Genomic DNA, 19,103 nt, shown 5'->3' with positions numbered 1-19,103 from the left:
AAACGCCGGACTCATCCGGTCTCGTCGCTGAGAGCTGAGAAGGGCAGGTCTGCGATGCCGCTCCACAAGGGCTCCGCACACACCACCGAACCGTCCGACGCACAGCGCAAGCTCGCGCTCAACCCGTTCTTCGGGGAGGCCGACCCCACCGCCGGCATGGAGTCCGCACCGCCCCGGCACAAGCTGCCGGACGGACCGCTGCCGCCCGCGACCGCCTACGGCCTCGTCCATGACGAGCTGATGCTCGACGGCAATTCGCGGCTCAACCTCGCCACCTTCGTCACCACCTGGATGGAACCCCAGGCCGGCGTGCTGATGGGCGAGTGCCGCGACAAGAACATGATCGACAAGGACGAGTACCCGCGCACCGCGGAACTGGAACGGCGCTGCGTGGCGATGCTCGCCGACCTGTGGAACGCCCCCGATCCCGCCACGGCCGTCGGCTGTTCGACGACCGGGTCGAGCGAGGCCTGCATGCTGGCCGCCATGGCGCTCAAACGGCGCTGGGCGGCCAGGAACGCCGACCGCTATCCGGCGACCGCCCGGCCCAACCTGGTCATGGGCGTCAATGTGCAGGTCTGCTGGGACAAGTTCTGCACGTTCTGGGAGGTCGAGCCGCGCCTCGTCCCGATGGAGGGCGACCGCTTCCACCTCGACCCGCAGGCCGCCGCCGACCTCTGCGACGAGAACACCATCGGCGTGGTCGGCATCCTCGGCTCCACCTTCGACGGCAGCTACGAGCCCATCGCGGAGCTGTGCGCGGCCCTCGACGCCCTCCAGGAGCGCACCGGCCTGGACATCCCCGTCCACGTCGACGGGGCGTCGGGTGCGATGGTGGCACCCTTCCTGGACGAGGACCTGGTGTGGGACTTCCGGCTCCCCCGGGTCGCCTCGATCAACACCTCCGGGCACAAGTACGGACTGGTCTACCCGGGCGTCGGCTGGGCGCTGTGGCGCTCGCCCGCCGAACTGCCCGAGGAGCTGGTCTTCCGGGTCAACTACCTGGGCGGCGACATGCCGACCTTCGCGCTGAACTTCTCCCGGCCGGGCGCCCAGGTCGTGGCGCAGTACTACACCTTCCTGCGGCTGGGCCGGGAGGGATACCGGGCCGTACAGCAGGCGTCGCGGGACGTGGCCATGGGACTGGCGAGGAAGATCGAGGAACTCGGCGACTTCCGGCTGCTCACCCTGGGCGACCAGCTACCGGTCTTCGCGCTGACGACCAAGCCGGAGGTGACGGCGTACGACGTCTTCGACGTGTCGCGCCGACTGCGTGAGCGCGGCTGGCTGGTGCCCGCGTACACCTTCCCGGCCAACCGGGAGGACCTTTCCGTGCTCCGGATCGTGTGCCGCAACGGCTTCTCGTCGGACCTGGCGGAACTGCTGCTGGAGGACCTGCGGCTCCTGCTGCCCGAACTGCGCGGCCAGGACCACCCGCTGAGCGCCGAGCACGGCCCGGCGACCTCCTTCCACCACTGAGGGCGGTCAGCGGTCCTCGTCGGCGGCGCCGGTCGCGTACGGGTTCTTCTCGCCCTCGGCCAGCACGCCGACGAACGGATCGCCCTCACCCGCGAAGGTGTACGCCCCGCCCTCGATGCGCTCGATCAGCCCCCGGGTCCACTCCGCCCCCGCGTCCGCGGAGTGCACCCACATGTTCATGATCTCGCCGATGTGACCGATCGACTCGGGCCCCGCCTCGGGCGTGTAGTACTCGGTGACGGAGCTCCGCCACCGGGCGAGACCGGCCACCCGCTCCTTGAGCAGGGCCACCGCCTCGGCCCGCTCCAGGTCGACGATCCCGCCCAGCCCGGCCGACAGCACGTCCAGCTTCTGGTCGTACGAGGTCAGCGCCGCGCGCAGCAGCGTGAAGTACTCCTCGTTGCCCTGCTCGGTGATCTCGTACTCGGTACGCGGCGGCCCGCCCACCGTGCTCGGGGCGACCTCGTGGGCGAGCAGGACGCCCTGCTTCGCCATCTGCTTCAGTGCGTGGTAGATCGATCCCGGCTTGGCGTGCGACCACTCGTGCGCGCCCCAGTACTCCAGGTCGTTGCGGATCTGATAGCCGTGCGCCCGGCCGTGCTGCCGCACGGCGCAGAGGACCAACAACCGGATCGCGGACATCTCCCACCCACCTCTCTACTCAACTTTGACGAGAGTAGTGGTGCACCGGTCAGAGCGGGAAAGGACTCCGGCCGTGCTGGATCGATATCCACTTCTGGGTGGTGAACGCCTCCACGGTCGCCTCGCCGTTCAGCCGGCCGGTCCCGGAGTTCTTCTCGCCGCCGAAGGCGACCAGCGGATCGTCCTGGACGGTGGCGTCGTTGACGTGGAACATGCCGCTGTCGATCCGTTGGGCGAAGCGCACCCCGCGTTCGGCGTCGGCGGTGTGCACGGCGCCGCTGAGTCCGTAGGGGCTGTCGTCGGCGATCCGTACGGCCTCCTCCTCGCCGTCGAACTCGATCAGCAGCACCACCGGGCCGAAGATCTCCTGGGAGAGCAGTGGGGAGCCGTCCGGGAGCCCGGTGAGTACGGTGGGCTCGACGAGGTTGCCCCGGGTGCGGCCCCGGACCAGCGCCGTGGCTCCCTCCGCGATCGCCTGGTCGACCAGGGCGGTCAGCGCGTCGGCCTGGAAGGTGTCGATGACCGGGCCGATCTGCGTCTGCGGGTCACGCGGGTCACCGGTCCGGAGCGCGGCCACCCGGGCGACGAACTTCCCGGTGAACTCGGGAGCGACGGCGCGGTCCACCAGGATCCGGTTGGCGGCCATGCAGACCTGGCCCTGATAGACGAAGCGGCTGAAGACGGCGGAGTCGACGGCGTAGTCGATGTCCGCGTCGTCGAGCACCACCAGGGCGCTGTTGCCGCTGAGTTCGAGAATGGTGCGCTTGAAGAGGGCGCCCGCCGTCGCGGCGACATGGCGGCCCACCCGGTCCGAACCGGCGAAGGAGATCACCTTGGGGACGGGGTGCTCGATGAACGCGTCACCTATCTCCGCGATGTCGGTGACGACGACGTTGAGCAGCCCGGCCGGCAGCCCGGCCTTCTCGAAGATCCTGGCGATCAGCCCGCCGCCGGTCACCGGCGCGTTCTGGTTGGGCTTGATGACGACCGCGTTGCCGAGCGCCAGGGCCGGCGCGACGGACTTCATCGTCACCAGGAAGGGGAAGTTGAAGGGGCTGATGACGCCGATGACGCCGACCGGCAGCCGGTAGAGACGGTTCTCCTTGCCGTCCACCGGGGAGGGCAGGATCCGCCCCTCGGGGTGCAGCGCCTGGTGGGCGGCCTCGCGCAGGAAGTCCTGGGCGGCGCCCAGCTCGTACAGCGCCTTCGCCCGGGTGCCGCCCAGTTCGTCGATGACCGCCTCGACGATGTCGTCGGCCAGTTCCTCGGTGATCCGCACGGCCCGCTCCAGAACGCCCCGGCGCTCGTACGGACTTGTGGCGGCCCAGTCCCGCTGGGCGCGCTCGGCGGCGCGGTAGGCGCGGTCGACCTCGTCCGCGGTGGCGACGGTGATGGCGGCGAGCTTTTCCCCGTTGTAGGGGTTGAAATCGATGATGTCCCACGAGCCCGTGCCGGTGCGCCATTCACCGTCGATGTACTGGGCGGCCAGCTCGCGGAAGAAGGACATGCGATCCCTTACTGCAGGTGCAGACTCCTGTCGGAACGTCATGGTACTGACATATCAGGAGAGTTGGAGAAGACCACGAAGGAGATCCCGGCTCTCCTCGGGACCCGGACTGTCTTCGTGAAGCCGAACCATCGCCTTCTCGTACTGGGCGACTTCTTCGGCCTTGTCCAGATAGAGCGCACTTGTCAGCTGCTCCAAATAGACAATGTCCGACAGATCGGATTCCGGGAATCGAAGCATCGTAAAGGAGCCGCTCTCACCCGCGTGCCCGCCGAAACTGAACGGCATCACCTGGAGCGTAATGTTCGGCTGTTCCGACATTTCGATCAGATGCCGCAATTGGGCGCGCATCACTTCCCGTCCGCCATAGGGGCGGCGCAGCGCAGCCTCGTCGAGTACGGCATGGAAGCGGGGGGCCCGTTCGGAGACGAGGGCCTTCTGCCGCGCCAGTCGCAGGGCGACCCGGCGGTCGACCTCGGCGGCGGGGGCGCCGCGCATGCCCGTCGAGACGACCGCGTGCGCATAGTCCTCGGTCTGCAACAGGCCGTGCACGAACTGGACTTCGTAGATCCGGATGAGCGAGGCCGCACCCTCCAGACCGATGTAGGTCTGAAACCAGCCGGGCAGCACATCCCCGTAACTGTGCCACCAGCCCGCCACGTTGGCCTCCCGGGCCAGGCCGAGCAGGGAGTCGCGCTCCGCCTCGTCCGTGACTCCGTAGAGCGTGAGCAGGTCCTCGACGTCCCTGGCCTTGAAGCTCACCCGTCCCAACTCCATGCGGCTGATCTTCGATTCGGAAGCCCGGATGGAGTAGCCGGCCGCCTCACGGGTGATGCCGCGCGAGTCCCGCAACCGCCTGAGCTGCGAGCCCAGCAGGATGCGCCGCACCACTGATCCACTCGACTCGCCTGCCGCCACCGGTCCAACCCTCCCCATCGCTTCCTGGGCATCGGGGTCCCCCCGAACCCCAAGAGCCGGATTCTGCCATCAAAACGCTTCAGCCCGTACTCATTCGATTACGGAAATGGGAAGACTTCCAGAAGGTCCCGAAACTCCACACAGGAAGAAATGACCAAGAACCGGCACGGTATCGGACAGGTCAGGCGCGTGCACGTGCATCTGCCCTTGCATCTGCTCTGCGCATTCGGAACCATGGGCCACGCGCACCTGCGTGCTCGTTCGTGTTGTGCCGCTGTACCCGTGTACCCGCAGTACCGATACAGCCGCGAATCCCGGGAGTGCCTCGCATGGGGACGAATGGATCGACGATGCTCGAGCCCTTACGACAGGGGCTCCCCCCCATCGATCCCTCCGACGTCTCCGGATCGGCCACCTGCGCCCTGCCCGCCCGCTACGAAGCCGTCGGTGGAGCACGGCAGTTCACCCGGGCGACCCTGAGCGGCTGGGGTCTGAGCGAACGCTTCGACGATGTCGCGCTCGTCGTCTCCGAGTTGGTCACCAACGCCCTGCGGCACGCCCTGCCCGCCGAGCTCCCGCGCGAGCCCCAGGACCCGCCCGTCCGGCTGCACCTGATGCGCTGGACCTCGCGGCTGGTGTGCGCGGTGCGCGATCCCAGCCAGGCGAGCCCCGTCGCGGCCGAGGCCGCCGACTCCGCGGAGTCGGGCCGTGGCCTGTTCCTGGTGGACTCCTTCAGCGACTGCTGGGGCTGGCACCCTTCACCCGTATTGACGACGGAGAGTGCCGCTTCCGGACCGGCGCCGCGCGGAAAGGTCGTCTGGGCGCTCTTCCGGCTGTCCGACCCCGCCTGACGCACGGACAGGAGGGCCGCCTGACGCACGGCCAGAAAGTCCATGATCGGGCGTGGTTGCTCCGCGTCGCCGAGGAATGACGCTCCGGAATGTCCCGCAGAAGGCGCTCAGGCCTCCGCTATGAGGTGGTCGAACTCGCCGTCCTTGACGCCGAGCAGCAGCGCCTCTATCTCCGCAGGCGTATAGACGAGCGCCGGCCCGTCGGGGTGACGCGAATTGCGCATCGCCACATCGCCGCCGGGCAGCTTCGCGAACTCCACGCAGGATCCCTGGGAGTTGCTGTGCCTGCTCTTCTGCCATACGACTCCGCGAAGCTCTGTGGCCGCCATGCCGTTGTACACGTGGTGCACAGGACGCTCCCCGAGTTGCAAAGTGCAAGTGTCAACTGTCTCGGATCATAGCTGTGTTCATTTTCTGATGCATGAGCGGATGCATGAGCAGATGCACGTGCACGCGGGGTGTTCCCTCGGTTACAGCTCCCCGCAGGAGAAAGACGAACGAACGGCCTGTTCCGCTCCCGATTCCGGGAGTTGACCACTCCGACTCGGTTGCGACTCACTGGTAGCTTGGACGGTCATTCGTCATCCAGGGGGAATTGAGCATGGACAAAATCGTACGTACCGCCACCGTCGTCGCCACCGGACTGCTGGCCGCGCTCGCCCTCACCGGGTGCAGCAGCGACAGTGACAAGGACGGCGCGGACAAGGCAGCCGGCTCCTCCGCCACCCCGGCACCCGCCGGCAGCGACTCCGGCTCCGGAGCGGACGGCGCCACCGGCGGCCTCAAGGCGCTGGAGGGCGCCTGGGCGGGGCAGACCGACGGCAAGGCCGTCGTGCTCTCCGTCGCATCCGGGAAGGCCGTGATCGTCGCCGAATCCCACGTCTGCTCGGGTACCGCCAAGGACATGGGCAACAAGCCGATGCTGGCCCTGACATGTGCCGACGGCGACACCGACCGGACCATGGGGGCCATCGAGTCCAACGACGGAAAGACCGTCGTCGTCTCGTGGGACGGCGGCACCAAGGACACGCTCGCCAAGACCGACGCCGACTCCCTGGAGGGCCTGCCCGACCTGCCGACCCCATGACCCGCGGGCCCCGGCCGGGATCCTGACACCGCCTCAGTCGTCGTCGGATCCACGGGACCGCGAGCCGGTGTCCAGGCCCTGGGAGAACTCCTCCAGGGCTTCGAGCAGGAGGTCGGCCCCGTTCCGCACGACGGGGTCCGACTTCCCTTCGCGCATCCGCTCCTCCTCGTCCCACTTCTCCAGTGCCTCCCGCACCGCCGTCCAGTCGGGTACGCGCCGCTCCCGCACCGCTTTCGCCCCCTGTTCGGTGGCCCGGCGCAGCGCCTCGGCGAGCGGGGCAGCCGCTGGTACGGGAGTGGCGCCGCCCTCCGGCAGGTGCGCCTCCATCAGCATCGCGACCCGGCCGAGCTGGGCGAGCGCGTGCTGGGTGTCGTCGGCGGCGGCGCGCGACAGGCCGCGGTGGCGTACCGGTTCATGCTGCGCGGTGGCCACCGCCTCCTGCCAGGCGACGCGGGCGTTCCGGGTGGCGAGCAGGGCCTGGCGGACGTCGTCGTGGCCGCGGTCGGCCGGATCGGCGTACTGGTCGACGACCGAGGCGGCGTAACGGCCGTCCTCCTTCAGCCAGTCGCCGAGCCGGCCGCGCAGCCGCGGGGTCTCCCAGGCCGGGTAGACGGCGTACGAGATCATGGCGAGCAGACCGCCGAGCAGGGTCAGGAAGACCCGCTCGAAGACGGTCTGCGACAGGTCGTCGCCGGCCATGCCGAGCAGGAAGACCACATACGCGGCGACGCAGGCCTGGCCGACGGCGTAGCCGGTGCGCATCAGCAGGTACATCAGCAGGGCGCAGGCCACGGCAAGCACGGCGGACAGCCCCGCGTGCGGGGCGGCGACCTGGACGATCACGCTGGCGACGAAGACCCCGACGACGGTGCCGCCGAAGCGCGCCACGGACCGTTCGTACGTCCGGGAGAACTCCGGCCGCATCACCATGACGGCCGCCATCGGCACCCAGTAGCCGTGCCCGTACGGCAGTGCCAGACCCAGCAGGTAGCCGACCGCGGCGACGACGGAGATCCGGATCGCGTGCCGCAGGATCGGGGAGCCGTGGTGCAGTTCGCGGCGCATCGACCCGAGCACCACCGGGATCAGCCGCAGCAGGGTGGGCCGTCGGTGGTGCTCGGCGGGGACCCTGCCGCCCCGCCCTGCCTCGATGGCGTCGGCGGCCTCCTCGACCTCGGCCCGCTCCTCCTTGGTGCCGTCGCCCTCGGCGGCCTCGATGACGTCGGAGAGCAGGGCGGCCAGCCGGTCGGCCGCGCGGAGCGGGGGGCCGGTGAACAGCGCGCCGGTGTCGGGGGTCTTCAGCGCGGCGACGGCGGGTCCGGGGAGCCGCACCGGATCGCCGTGGCGGATCGCCCGCGCGGCCGCGTCGAGCAGGGAGCCGGCGGCGGCGAGGAGCTCGCGGACCCGGTCGCGTTCGGGGCCCTCGGACGGGACGCCCATCGCCGGGTCCGCGAGTGAGGCGAGGACCGGCCTGATGCGCTCGGCGGCCCCGCGTGAGCCGTGCAGTTCGGCGGGGCGGCGGCGGGCCTGGCGCTCGGTGACGGCGGCGGCTCTGCGGGCCTCCATCAGGGGGACCGGGTCGAAGGGGGCGACCGGGTCGTGGCGCAGCCTGCGGGCATAGTCGGCCTCGGCGGCCAGCGCGTCGGCCAGGGCGTCTCGCTGGGCGCCCCATCTGCGGACCGGGAACATCACGATCAGCGCGGCCTGGACCACCCCGCCGAAGGTGATCATCAGGGCGTGCAGGGCGGCCTCGGCGACGGATGTGGGCAGGGTGACCGTCACCAGCATGATCGCGACGTTGGACGCGGCGATGATGCCGGCCGTCGGACCCGCCGCCCAGGCCAGCCCGGCAAGGAAGGTCCAGAGCACCAGCAGGACCATGAAGAGCGAGAGATGGGAGCCGGTGACGTAGCCGAGGAACGTCGATACGCCGAGGCTGAAGCCGGAGACCAGGGCGAGCACCGGGCGGGGGCGCCAGCTGCGCTGGAAGGTGGCGATCGCCGCCTGGTACGCGCCGAACGCGGAGCTGGCGGCGACCACCGGCCCGAAGAGGGCGAGGCTCACCCCGATCACCAGGGCGAGACCGGCCGCGCCGCGGATGGCGATCAGCGGTTCGAGACGCGTCCTCTCGATCGTCAGCCCCGAGCGGGCGGTCTCCCTCAGCGCCCGGAGCCAGCTCATGCCCAGAGCCTAACCGGATTTACCGATATGCCCGAGTTGTCGGGTCCGGCTTCCCGGCTCGTGGACCTGCTGCGAGCCCGGCCGGGACCCGCAGCACCCCCGCCCCGGACCCACCCGGCCCGGAGAGGCCACCGGGGCAGGCCGCCGGTCTCAGCCGGAGATCTCCGGCGTGCGCCCGCCCATCCTGGCCCGGTCCGCCGCGGCCGTCCCATGGGTCCAGCCGTCCAGGTCCGTGGCACCTCGGACCCGGGTGGTCGTGGTCTCGGGGAACATCTTCTCGGCGGTGTCCGTGACCGCCACGTCCCGGGCGGCCAGCACGGGCAGCAGGCCCGCCGCCCCGGCGGACGGTGCACCGGCCGTGCCCTCCTCGGCGTCGGCCTCGGCGGTGGCGCGGGCGGTGCCGTCAGCCAGCCGGCGGCCCAGCCGCTGGGCGTAGGCCATCAGGAAGGACTGCCGGAAGGTCTTGGTCCGCTTCCGGCCGCCGGCCCGCTGGCCCGCTTCGGCCCGGGTCATCGCCGCCGTGCCCTGCACCAGCAGAGAGGTGTGGAGCAGCTCCACGGCCTCCAGGTCCGGCTCGAATCCGATCACGGTCGAGAAGCCGAGGTCGCCGTTCCACACGGCCCGGCAGCGGTTCGCCGAGGCGACGGCGTCGAGCAGGATCGCCTTGGCCGTCTCGTACGGGGCGTCCACCCCGATCCGGCAGGCGCCCGGCACGCTGTCGCTGTGCGTACGGGCCGCCAGCAGGGCCTCGTCGATGCTGTGCCGGGCCATCAGCTCCTGCGCCTTGGTGGTGAGCGCCTCGGCCTCTTCGGGAAATCCGGTCGCCTCGGCCTTGGCCAGCAGCGCCCGGATCCGGGTCAGCATGCGCGGCTCGTCGTGCGCGGGCGGCAGATGCAGGGTGTCGCGCAAGGCGCCGGGCGGGGGCCCTACGGGTTCGATCGCGGGCAGCCGGAGCAGCAGCCGGTAGAGCCCCAGGACTGCGGAGGAGTACGAGAAACGGTCCGGCCGCCCCGCCGGCGGCGCCGCGGGCAGCTCGTCCAGCTGCCCCTGCCAGCGGGGCGGCAGCGTCTCGTAGCGCCGGACCTCCGAGCCGATCAGCCCGGCGGCCAGACCGGCCGCGTGCTCGTCGAGTTCGCGGCGGACGATGCGCACGAGATCGGCGGGCAGCCAGCCACGGCCCCAGGCGCGCCTGACGAACTCCTCGCCGCGGCGCAGCAGCTCCGCGTCGGACGCCGGGTCGGCGGCGAGGAGGGACGCGCCGGTGTCGAGGCCGTCGTCGCCGTCCGAGTACAGGGCAGCCGCGAAGGCCTGGTCGATCACCGGTTCCATGAGGTCAGGGTAGGCGTGGCGGGCTCGGCGCAATTCACGCGGCGGGCTCGACGGGGCTCACACGGCTGGACCGGCAGGATCCACATGGCGGGCCCGGCGGGATACACGTGGCGGGCTCGGCGAGATCCACGTGGCGGGCTCGGCAGGATCCACATGGCGGGCCCGGCGGGATCCACGTGGCAGGCTCGACAGAATTCATCCACACCCTGTGGATAACTTTCACCGACCGCAACACCCGCACACACCGGATCCCGGCCCGCCTCCCGTCACGGCAGCAGGACGACCTTCCCCCGTACGTGCCCCGCCTCGCTCAGTTCCTGCGCCCTGGCCGCCTCGGTGAGCGGGAACGTCTCGGCGACGGGCACCCTCAGCTCACCGTCGGCCGCGCGGCGGGCGTGCTCGGCCAGCTGTTCCCTGGACCGGGAGCCACCGCCGGAGAAGGACACGCCGTACTTCGCCGCCTCCGGGTCGGCGATCGTGACGATCCGGTCGGTGGTGGAGCCGCGCAGCTCGATGGAGTCCGGCAGCGCGCCGCGCCCCGACGCGTCGAAGACCGCGTCCACACCCTGGGGAGCGAGCTCGCGCACCCGGCCGACCAGCCCGTCCCCGTACTCCACCGGAGTGGCGCCGAGCACCCGCAGGTAGTCGTGGTTGCCCGGGGACGCCGTGCCGATCACGGTCGCGCCACGGGCCACCGCCAGCTGGACCGCGGCCGATCCGACGGCTCCCGCCGCCCCGTGCAGCAGCAGGGTCTCCCCCGCCTCCAGGGCGAGTTCGTCCAGGACGCGCTGCGCGGTGTTCGACGCGATGGTCAGGGCTGCCGCGTCCGGCCAGCTCAGCTCCGCGGGCTTGCGGGCGACGAGAGCGGCGTCGGCCAGGGCGTACTCGGCGTAGGAACCGGTGGCGCTCCAGCCCAGCACCTCGTCGCCCACCGCCACATCGGTGACTCCCTCACCGGTCACATCGACCACCCCGGCGAACTCGACGCCGGGAATCGCCGGGAGCGAGGTCGGGAACACGTCCTCCATCCAGCCGCGCCGGATCTTGTAGTCCATCGGGTTGACCGCGGCGGCCCGGACCTTCACCCGCACCTGCCCGGGACCGGGATGCGGGTCCTCGACCCGGGCCGGATGCAGCACCTCGGGCCCGCCGAACTCCTCGAAAACGATCGCTTCCATCGTGTCGTCTGCCTCCTCGTTCTCCGCGGTGGATGAGCCGCCCTCCGATCCTTTCAGCCGGTGCCGCCCCGCGCCCGACGCTGCGTTGTCAGTGCCGGGTGCCAGACTCGGCCATATGACCGAACGCTGGGCGCTGGCCGTCACGGAGAGCGGCGGCGCGCGCCTCGCCCCGCTGGACCGCACCGGCCGGCCCACCGCCCCGGTCGTGACCGAGCCGGACCTGGTCGAGGCCGTCCGCTCCCGGCCCGATGTCACCCGCTGGGTGTGGCGTTCGACGGCCGAGGTCTACCCCCGGCTGCTGGCCGCCGGGGTCCCGGTCGCGCGGTGTTACGACATCGAGGTCGCCGAATCCCTCCTGCTGGGGCACGAGGGCCGGCTCGGCGAACCCCGCTCCGCCGCTGCCGCCCACGCCCGTCTGCTGCACGGCCCGGTGCCGCCCGACCCGCCGCCCCGCTCCGCCGTACCGGGCTCCCAGTCCTCCCTGTTCGAGCCGCAGTCCGGGACGGACCTGCCGTTCGACGCCCTCCTCCGGGTGTACGCGGACCAGCTCGCCCGCCACGACGCCACCGACCGGCCGGGCCGGATGAGCCTGCTGACGGCCGCCGAGTCCGCCGGCATGCTGGTCGCCGCCGAGATGAACCGCTCGGGCCTGCCCTGGCGGGCCGACGTCCACCGCGAGCTGCTGCACGAGCTCCTCGGCGAGCGGTACGCGGGCGGCGGCGAGCCCCGGAAGCTGGCCGAGCTGGCGGACGAGGTCTCCGCCGCGTTCGGCCGCCGGGTCCGCCCGGATCTGCCCGCCGATGTGGTGAAGGCCTTCGCGCAGGCCGGTATCAAGGTGCGGTCGACCCGCCGCTGGGAGCTGGAGGAGCTGGACCATCCGGCGGTGCGGCCCCTCATCCAGTACAAGAAGCTGTACCGGATCTGGACGGCCCACGGCTGGAGCTGGCTCCAGGACTGGGTGCGCGACGGCCGCTTCCGCCCCGAGTACCAGCCGGGCGGCACGGTCAGCGGCCGCTGGACGACCAACGGCGGCGGTGCGCTGCAGATCCCCAAGGTGATCCGGCGGGCGGTGGTCGCCGACGAGGGCTGGCGCCTCGTCGTCGCGGACGCCGACCAGATGGAGCCGCGGGTGCTGGCCGCGATCTCCCGCGACCGGGGCCTGATGGAGGTGGCCGGTCATGACGGCGACCTCTACACCGCGCTCTCCGACCGCGCCTTCCACGGCGACCGCGACCACGCCAAGATCGCCCTGCTCGGCGCGGTCTACGGCCAGACGTCGGGGGACGGCCTGAAGAATCTGGCGGCCCTGCGCCGGAGGTTCCCGCACGCGGTCGCCTATGTGGACGACGCCGCGAAGGCCGGCGAGGAGGGCCGTCTCGTACGGACCTGGCTGGGCCGGACCAGCCCGCCCGCCGCGGGCCACGGGGACGACGGGGAGGCCGGCATCCCGCAGGAGAACGAGCATCCGGCGACCGGCGGTGCGGAAGGGTCGGACGGCGGGTTCACTCCGGGTTACGCCTCCTCCAACGCCCGTGCGCGTGGCCGCTTCACCCGTAACTTCGTGGTGCAGGGCAGTGCCGCCGACTGGGCGCTGCTGCTCCTCGCCGCGCTGCGGCAGTCGATGGCGGCAGCCGGGCTCCGGGCCGAGCTGGTCTTCTTCCAGCACGACGAGGTGATCGTGCACTGTCCCGAGGAGGAGGCCGGGACCGTCGTGGAGGCGATCCGGGCGGCCGGTGAACTGGCCGGGCGGACCGCCTTCGGTGAGACACCGGTGCGCTTCCCGTTCACCACGGCGGTGGTGGAGCGGTATGCGGACGCGAAGTGACCTGACCAGTCACCCTGTTCAGCCCTCCCGCGACGGGACGGGCGCGGCGCACACCCCGGGAGGAGACCCGGGGTGTGCGCGCAGCGGTGGTACCCCGCCTGTCCGCCCGTCTACCCGCGCTCCCACAGCGCGGGGACGTTCGGCGGCTCCCAGCCGGTCAGGGCGGTGTGAGCCTGCAGACAGCGGTAGGTGCCCCCGCCGTACGTGACGCGGTCGCCCGCGTTGTAGAGCGTCCCGACGGCCCAGCTGCCACCCGGCCCGGTCGGCGGGTCGGTCGGGTCCGTCGGGGGATCGGTCGGGTCCGTCGGGTCCTGGGCGACGTCGAGGACGAAGTCGAAGGTCCCCTCCTTCCCCGAGCCCACGGACCGGACGTTCATCAGGAGCGCCGGGTCGTACAGGGTGTCGGTGTTGTTGCGGGGTTCGCCCGGGAAGTACAGCTGTGTGGTGAGGATGCCCGAGCCGGGTGCCTGGGCCTTCACGTGGATGTGCCGGGTGCGGCCGGGATACAGCCCCGCCACGACCGTGGTGAGCGTGAAGGCGCCGGACCGATCGGTGAACTGATGGCCTCGGAAGGCGTAACCGCTCATGTCGTACGCGCCGTTGGTGTCGGCCTGCCAGAAGTCGAGCAGCACTCCGGGGACGGGCCGGCACGCGCGGCCGAAGACGTAACCGCTGACCGTGAGCGGGACACCGGGGGTGCCGGCGGTCACCAGGCTGGTGCGGAGCGGGGAGTCGGGCTTGAAGTACGGGCCCTCCATCTGGTCGTGCGTGGGGCCGTCGCCGTCGTCGCAGTCCGGCGTCGGGGCGAGCGGCACTCCGGCCGAACCGGCGTCCCGCGCCAGCGCGACCCCGCCCCCGGCGAGCAGCGGGACGGCGGTCGCGACCAGGGCGGCCTTGAGGAGGGTCTTGCGGCTGATGGACCGGTCACCGGCGGATCCGGCAGTCGGGTCGGGGGTCATGGCTGCTTCCTCGGGGTGGTGGGGAAGGGCACGTGCGAAGCGGGCCGGCTACAGGGCCTGCCAGAGCGCGGGGACGTTCGGGGGTGTCCAGCCGGGCTGTGCCAGGTGTCCCTGGAGGCAGCGGTAACTGCCGGAGCCGTAGGTCACGACGTCACCGGCGGCGTATGCCGTGCCGGCCGTCCAGGTTCCGCCCGGATCGGTCGGCGGATCCGTCGGGTCGGTCGGCGGATCGGTCGGGGTGCCGCTGGTGACCAGGTTCAGTCCGTACGCCTGGAGCGCCGGGTTCACCGGCTGGAAGTACGTCGTACCGCCCTGGGAGCAGTTGCCGGTGCCGCCGGAGGTGACGCCCTGGGCCTGGCTGCCGGAGACGAACGAGCCGCCGGAGTCGCCCGGTTCGGCACATACGTTGGTACGGGTCACCCCGGAGACGGTGCCCTCCTGATAGGTGACGCTGCTGTTGCGCTGCTGGACCGTGCCGCAGTGCCAGCCGGTCGTGGAGCCGGAGCGGCAGACCGACGACCCCTCCAGCGCCTCGGTCGACCCGGTGACCGTCACATCGCCGTTGCCGTAGCCGTTCACGAGCGGGCGCGGGGTCCAGCTGGTGTTCGCGGCGACCCAGGAGTAGTCGCGGCCGGGGAAGGTGGAGCCCTGGAAGGAGCCCTGGGCCTGCTGGTTGTAACCGCTCGTGCTGACACCCGGGGTTCCGCAGTGCCCGGCGCTGACGAAGCCGCCCTGGGTGCCGCGCTTGACGGGGAAGCCGATGGAGCAGCGCCCGGAACCGTTCATGTAGTACGCGTCACCGCCGCGCAGATCGGCGAACGTCCGTGGCACGTCCATGGATTGAACGATCGTCACCAGATCGTGGGCGACACCGGCCGCGGCGAGGAAGGTCTCGGCGGCGGCGCCCCGGCCGGCCTGCACGACCACGCGATTGGTGGCGACATCGACGTACCAGGCGGGCACGTCCTTCGGCGCCCTGCGCAACGCCACCCGGTCGAGGGCGGCCTTGGCGGCGGTGAGTTCGGCCAGGCTGTGGTCGACGACGACGGGCCTGGCGCCGGCCTCCGCGATCCGGCCGGTGTCCGCCGCGTCGGTCGTGGCGACGGTCAACTCCGCCGTCTCGCCGCTCACCCGGGCCCCGGCGAAGCCATGGCCGAGTGAACCCTGCAGCCCGGCGGCCACGGCCACCGCACGGGACTCGTTGCCGATCCGTTCGCCCGCCTGGTCGGCGGTGAGTCCGAGATCGCGCTGCATGGCCTTCAGCAGGCCGGGCGAAAGCTGCTCCGCCCCGGCGGCGGGCAGGCGGGGGGAAGGATCGGCGGACGCGGTGCCGGTCAGTCCGGCCAGCCCGAGCGCGCCGACGGCCACGGTGGCGGCACACGCGGCCAGTGCACGCCTGCGGAGCATGGATCTCTCCATGGAACTCTCCTTGGATTCGGGGGAATTGCCGTCAACGTAGCCGCGTACACATCACCTCCAGGAGATCCCGTCCACCCCATCGCATCGCGTTATGGGGCTGTCGTGACCGGCGGCGATACAGGGAGACACGCACGAACGGTCTCCCCGTGGGCGCCCGTCACGAGTAGATTCCACCCATGCGAATAGGCCAGTTGCTGGGCAGTGGACGTGACGCCGACGTATACGAACTGGACGAGGCATGGGTCCTGCGCCGCTACCGTTGCGGGCTGGACGCCGCCCCCGAACTGCCTGTCATGTCCTACCTATCGGCCTCGGGGTACCCGGTGCCCCGGCTCGGCCCGCAGCCCCCGTCGGCCGGACCCGGCGATCTGGTCCTGCAGCGGCTGACCGGTCCCACCATGCTGGAGTCCCTGCTCAGCGGCGACATCGACGCCGCCGACGGCTCCGCCCTGCTCGCCCGTCTGCTCGCCGAACTGCACACCGTCCCGGCCCGGCTCTCGCCGGATCCCGAGGACCGGATCCTCCACCTCGACCTGCATCCGGACAACGTGATCCTGACGGCCGACGGCCCGGTGGTGATCGACTGGAGCAACACCGAGGAGGGCCCGCCCGCCCTGGACCGGGCCATGTCGGCGCTGATGCTGGCCCAGGTGGCGGTCGATCCGGACAACCCGGCGGCGGACGGCGGACGCGAGCTGCTCACCGCGCTGATGCCGCGCCTCGCGGCGGACGGCGGCATCCCGGCCCGCCACCTCGCCGACGCGGCGGCCCGCCGCGCGGTCAATCCGACGATGAGCCCGGCCGAACTGGAACTCATCGGCGATGCGGAGGCCCTGGTCGCCTCACTCTCACGCTGAGTCCCTGCCTGCCGGACCACCCGAACTACGCACGCGCACCGGCGATTTCGACCGGCCTGGTGCGCATCGCGAGCGAGGCGGGCAGCACCGCGAAGACCACGGCCAGGAGCACTTCGGCAGCATCCTCGGCACGCTCGACCTGTCGCTGGACGACACCACGAACCGCCGGGTGCCGGCGTACCTGCGGGGCTGAGGCGTCGCAAGTGCGCGCCGCCCTGCTGCGCCGCAGGGCATCCACGGCTTCCTGACGCCCCGCCACCCCGCCACCCCGGCATTCCAAATGCATTGCCGGGACGCGCACCCATGACGCAGGATTCCACGCTGTGACCACAGCCGAACAGAGCACTCAGCCCGCCGTGCCGCCCCGCCCCCTCGCGCTCATCACCGGCGTCGGCCGCACGATCGGCATCGGCGCGGGCATCGCCCGCCAACTGGCCTCCTCCGGCTGGGACATCGCCTTCACCTACTGGACGCCGTACGACCGGCGCATGGCCTGGGGCGTGGAGCAGGGCGCGTCCGAGGCCATCACGGAATCCCTCGTCGGCCGGGGCGCGCGCACGGCCGCGATCGAGGCCGACCTGGTCGACCCCGACGCCCCGGCCCGCATCTTCGACGAGGCCGAACGCCGGATCGGGCCGGTCACCGCGCTCGTCCTGAGCCATGCCGAGTCGGTCGACTCCGGCCTCCTCGACACCACCGTCGAGAGCTTCGACCGGCACTTCGCCGTAAACGCCCGCGCCACCTGGCTGCTGATCCGGGAGTACGGGCTCCGCTTCCGTGCCGCACCCGGGTCCGGCCGGATCGTCGCCCTCACCAGCGACCACACGGCCGGCAACGTCCCGTACGGCGCAAGCAAGGGCGCCCTGGACCGCATCACCCTGGCCGCCGCCCACGAGCTGGCGCACCTGGGGATCACGGCCAACGTCATCAACCCGGGGCCCGTGGACACCGGATGGATCGACGAGGAGCTGTCCCCGATCCTCGTACGCGACACCCCGCTTGGCCGGCTCGGCACCCCGCAGGACACCGCGCACCTGGTGGACTTCCTCTGCTCGCCGCAGGGCCAGTGGGTCAACGGCCAGCTGCTGAAGAGCAACGGCGGATCGGCCTGACCCGCCGCCCGGACCGCACCCGGAGGGCTCTTCCTCCCCGCGCCCGCAGGACCTACTCGTCGATGACCTTCACGACCTTCGACGTCGGGATCGGGTGCGAGTCGGCCTTGATCCAGCGCATCGCGAAGGTGCCCTCACGGTGTCCGTCGGTGTCGATCCAGTTGCCGTGGCCCGGGTCCTTCACCGCCACCACGATGGTCAGGGTGCCGTCGTCGTTGAGTTCGGCCGTGTGGTCGTTGATGTAGATGTTGGTGCGGTGGTAATCGAGGGACTCCACCCAGAAGTTCTGCAGTACGAAGTTGAAGTATTCGCAGTCCGGCACCTCGGTCTCGATCACCCACGCCTCATCCTGCGCGAGCTTCCAGTACCCGTGGAGTGGAAGATCGTCGGATCGCCACCGGCGTTCTGGAAGAAGTCCTGGCCCCAGTCCACGATTTCGTTGGCCCGCGGCCGGAACTTGCGGCCAACAACTGGGCCCCGCACCGGCGATCCGTCGGACCTCATCGCCTTCACCGCCGACGCGCTCACCCGGGGCATCACCGGACCGGATGCGGCCGAAGGGTCGGACTGACTACGGGTTCCGTCTCCGCGTCCGGCGTGTCTCCCACGCCGGACGTACGGGTGCCCCGCGGCCCGACGGAAGCGCCGGACCGCGGCCGTCCCGGATCACCCCATGTACTCGGCCGCGAACTCCCTGAGGGCGTCCTGCTTCGCCTCCACCGGGCAGTCCATCGCCAGCCCCTTCATCGCCCAGGGCATCACCGTAGCGTTGGTGACACCCGTGGCCTCCAACTGCGCATAGCCGTCGACTCCCTGACGGTCGGCGCCGGACGCCTGGATATCGAACGGCCGGTCGGCGGTACCGAACTCCGCGCGCAGCTCGTGCAGTCGCGCCACGGTCGTGACCAACTCGTCGAACGGCATCAGCGCCGAGGTCCACCCGTCGCCGATCCGGGCCGCCCGCCGCAGCGCCGCCTCCGTGTGGCCGCCGACGACGATGGGGATCTCGCGCTGTGGAGCGGGACTCATCCGGAGCCTGTCGAAGTCGTAGAACTCGCCGTGGTACTCGACCATGCCACCACCGAGGACGAGTCTGATCACCTCGATCATCTCGTCGACCCGCGCACCCCTGCGCCGGTACGGCACCCCGCACCACTCGAACTCCTCGGGCGCCCAGCCGACCCCGACACCCAGCTCGAACCGTCCTCGGGTGAGGTTCGCGACCGTGCCGACCTGCCTGGCCAGCAGCAGCGGGTTACGGGAGCCGAGCTTCAGCACGTTCGTCCGGAAGACGAGGGACTCGGTGACGGCACCCATCGCGGCGGCTGCGATCAGCGGGTCGTCGAACGGAGTCTCCTCGTTCCACATCCGCCGCCCGTCGGACGTATAGGGGTCTCCGCCGCGGCACGCTCCGAGAAGAACACCGAGTCCGGCAGCGCTACGGCAGAAAATGCGCACTCCTCGGCCGTCCTCGCCAGCGGGACGAGCTGGTCCAGCGGAATCATGGCCATCGCGATCGTGAACTTCATGGGTGAGACCACCTTCGACAGTCCGTTGACGGCGGGAGATTATCCGCAGCCGGCGGCGTCTCCCCGCACGATCCCGCTGAGCGGAACCCACCCGGTGCCGCACACCGGCTTGGCGTCAGAATCCCTTGGGGCAAGGCCAAGTCGGAAGCCGAGCGAGTTTCTTCCCTCTCACCGACCAGGTGATCTTCTCCTTGTGCAGGGCCACCAACTCGGCGTGTTCGTCGGTGCTC

At 71.1% G+C, this 19,103-nt stretch carries 18 protein-coding genes; 6 read left to right on the top strand and 12 right to left on the bottom strand.

Annotation, left to right across the window (positions count from 1 at the left end; genetic code table 11):
- The first annotated feature begins 54 nt into the window (after positions 1–54).
- On the top strand, positions 55–1,479 hold the full coding sequence (locus OG912_RS19090) for a glutamate decarboxylase (RefSeq protein ID WP_327710406.1): 1,425 nt from the start codon (positions 55–57) through the stop codon (positions 1,477–1,479).
- Between the two features lie 6 nt (positions 1,480–1,485).
- Here OG912_RS19090 and OG912_RS19085 read toward each other — a convergent pair whose 3' ends face one another.
- From OG912_RS19085 to OG912_RS19075, 3 genes are read right to left on the bottom strand one after another with little or no spacing between them, the layout of a single operon-like run.
- The gene (locus OG912_RS19085; RefSeq protein WP_326736974.1) at positions 1,486–2,121 is read right to left on the bottom strand and encodes a PadR family transcriptional regulator; all 636 of its coding nucleotides are present in this window, start codon (positions 2,119–2,121) and stop codon (positions 1,486–1,488) included.
- A gap of 49 nt (positions 2,122–2,170) precedes the next feature.
- Positions 2,171–3,628, bottom strand: a complete 1,458-nt coding sequence (locus OG912_RS19080) for an aldehyde dehydrogenase family protein (RefSeq protein ID WP_327710405.1) — start codon at positions 3,626–3,628, stop codon at positions 2,171–2,173.
- Between the two features lie 54 nt (positions 3,629–3,682).
- On the bottom strand, positions 3,683–4,564 hold the full coding sequence (locus OG912_RS19075) for a helix-turn-helix domain-containing protein (protein WP_327710404.1): 882 nt from the start codon (positions 4,562–4,564) through the stop codon (positions 3,683–3,685).
- Between the two features lie 332 nt (positions 4,565–4,896).
- Here OG912_RS19075 and OG912_RS19070 point away from each other — a divergent pair, with 332 nt between their 5' ends.
- Positions 4,897–5,397 (top strand): ATP-binding protein, encoded by a 501-nt coding sequence (locus tag OG912_RS19070; protein ID WP_326736977.1) that lies wholly within the window; start codon positions 4,897–4,899, stop codon positions 5,395–5,397.
- A 107-nt stretch (positions 5,398–5,504) separates the two neighbouring features.
- Here the strand turns inward: OG912_RS19070 and OG912_RS19065 are convergent, their stop codons facing one another.
- Positions 5,505–5,747 carry a DUF397 domain-containing protein gene (locus OG912_RS19065; protein ID WP_148019981.1) on the bottom strand — a complete coding sequence of 81 codons (243 nt, stop codon included), beginning with the start codon at positions 5,745–5,747 and terminating at the stop codon, positions 5,505–5,507.
- A gap of 251 nt (positions 5,748–5,998) precedes the next feature.
- Here OG912_RS19065 and OG912_RS19060 point away from each other — a divergent pair, with 251 nt between their 5' ends.
- On the top strand, positions 5,999–6,484 hold the full coding sequence (locus OG912_RS19060; protein ID WP_327710403.1) for a hypothetical protein: 486 nt from the start codon (positions 5,999–6,001) through the stop codon (positions 6,482–6,484).
- Positions 6,485–6,517: 33 nt separating this feature from the next.
- Here the strand turns inward: OG912_RS19060 and OG912_RS19055 are convergent, their stop codons facing one another.
- From OG912_RS19055 to OG912_RS19045, 3 genes are all read right to left on the bottom strand, one after another.
- On the bottom strand, positions 6,518–8,665 hold the full coding sequence (locus OG912_RS19055) for an FUSC family protein (protein WP_327710402.1): 2,148 nt from the start codon (positions 8,663–8,665) through the stop codon (positions 6,518–6,520).
- Positions 8,666–8,815: 150 nt separating this feature from the next.
- A complete protein-coding gene (locus OG912_RS19050) occupies positions 8,816–9,994 on the bottom strand; it encodes a DUF2786 domain-containing protein (RefSeq protein WP_327710401.1) in 1,179 nt (392 codons plus the stop codon).
- A gap of 266 nt (positions 9,995–10,260) precedes the next feature.
- Positions 10,261–11,172: an NADP-dependent oxidoreductase gene (locus OG912_RS19045; protein ID WP_326736981.1), complete on the bottom strand. Its 912-nt coding sequence runs from the start codon at positions 11,170–11,172 to the stop codon at positions 10,261–10,263.
- A 115-nt stretch (positions 11,173–11,287) separates the two neighbouring features.
- Here OG912_RS19045 and OG912_RS19040 point away from each other — a divergent pair, with 115 nt between their 5' ends.
- Positions 11,288–12,997 carry a bifunctional 3'-5' exonuclease/DNA polymerase gene (locus OG912_RS19040; protein ID WP_327710400.1) on the top strand — a complete coding sequence of 570 codons (1,710 nt, stop codon included), beginning with the start codon at positions 11,288–11,290 and terminating at the stop codon, positions 12,995–12,997.
- Between the two features lie 110 nt (positions 12,998–13,107).
- Here OG912_RS19040 and OG912_RS19035 read toward each other — a convergent pair whose 3' ends face one another.
- Together OG912_RS19035 and OG912_RS19030 are read right to left on the bottom strand one after the other, a co-directional pair.
- A complete protein-coding gene (locus OG912_RS19035) occupies positions 13,108–13,956 on the bottom strand; it encodes a carbohydrate-binding protein (protein ID WP_327710399.1) in 849 nt (282 codons plus the stop codon).
- 48 nt (positions 13,957–14,004) lie between these two features.
- Complete coding sequence (locus tag OG912_RS19030) at positions 14,005–15,375, bottom strand: alpha-lytic protease prodomain-containing protein (protein WP_327710398.1); 1,371 nt, start codon at positions 15,373–15,375, stop codon at positions 14,005–14,007.
- Positions 15,376–15,551: 176 nt separating this feature from the next.
- On the opposite strand from OG912_RS19030, the gene OG912_RS19025 reads away from it, so the two are divergent.
- Positions 15,552–16,232, top strand: a complete 681-nt coding sequence (locus OG912_RS19025) for a phosphotransferase (RefSeq protein WP_327710397.1) — start codon at positions 15,552–15,554, stop codon at positions 16,230–16,232.
- A 25-nt stretch (positions 16,233–16,257) separates the two neighbouring features.
- Here the strand turns inward: OG912_RS19025 and OG912_RS19020 are convergent, their stop codons facing one another.
- Complete coding sequence (locus tag OG912_RS19020; RefSeq protein WP_327710396.1) at positions 16,258–16,491, bottom strand: hypothetical protein; 234 nt, start codon at positions 16,489–16,491, stop codon at positions 16,258–16,260.
- Positions 16,492–16,555: 64 nt separating this feature from the next.
- On the opposite strand from OG912_RS19020, the gene OG912_RS19015 reads away from it, so the two are divergent.
- Positions 16,556–17,344: an SDR family oxidoreductase gene (locus tag OG912_RS19015; RefSeq protein WP_327710395.1), complete on the top strand. Its 789-nt coding sequence runs from the start codon at positions 16,556–16,558 to the stop codon at positions 17,342–17,344.
- Positions 17,345–17,396: 52 nt separating this feature from the next.
- On the opposite strand, the gene OG912_RS19010 is transcribed toward OG912_RS19015, so the two are convergent.
- Positions 17,397–17,681 carry a hypothetical protein gene (locus OG912_RS19010; protein ID WP_327710394.1) on the bottom strand — a complete coding sequence of 95 codons (285 nt, stop codon included), beginning with the start codon at positions 17,679–17,681 and terminating at the stop codon, positions 17,397–17,399.
- A 329-nt stretch (positions 17,682–18,010) separates the two neighbouring features.
- Positions 18,011–18,802: a TIGR03619 family F420-dependent LLM class oxidoreductase gene (locus OG912_RS19005; protein ID WP_443060991.1), complete on the bottom strand. Its 792-nt coding sequence runs from the start codon at positions 18,800–18,802 to the stop codon at positions 18,011–18,013.
- Positions 18,803–19,103 lie beyond the last annotated feature (301 nt).

Origin of the sequence: Streptomyces sp. NBC_00464 (assembly GCF_036013915.1) — a bacterium.
Classification (GTDB): domain Bacteria; phylum Actinomycetota; class Actinomycetes; order Streptomycetales; family Streptomycetaceae; genus Streptomyces.
This window is presented reverse-complemented; position numbering and strand designations above follow the sequence as displayed.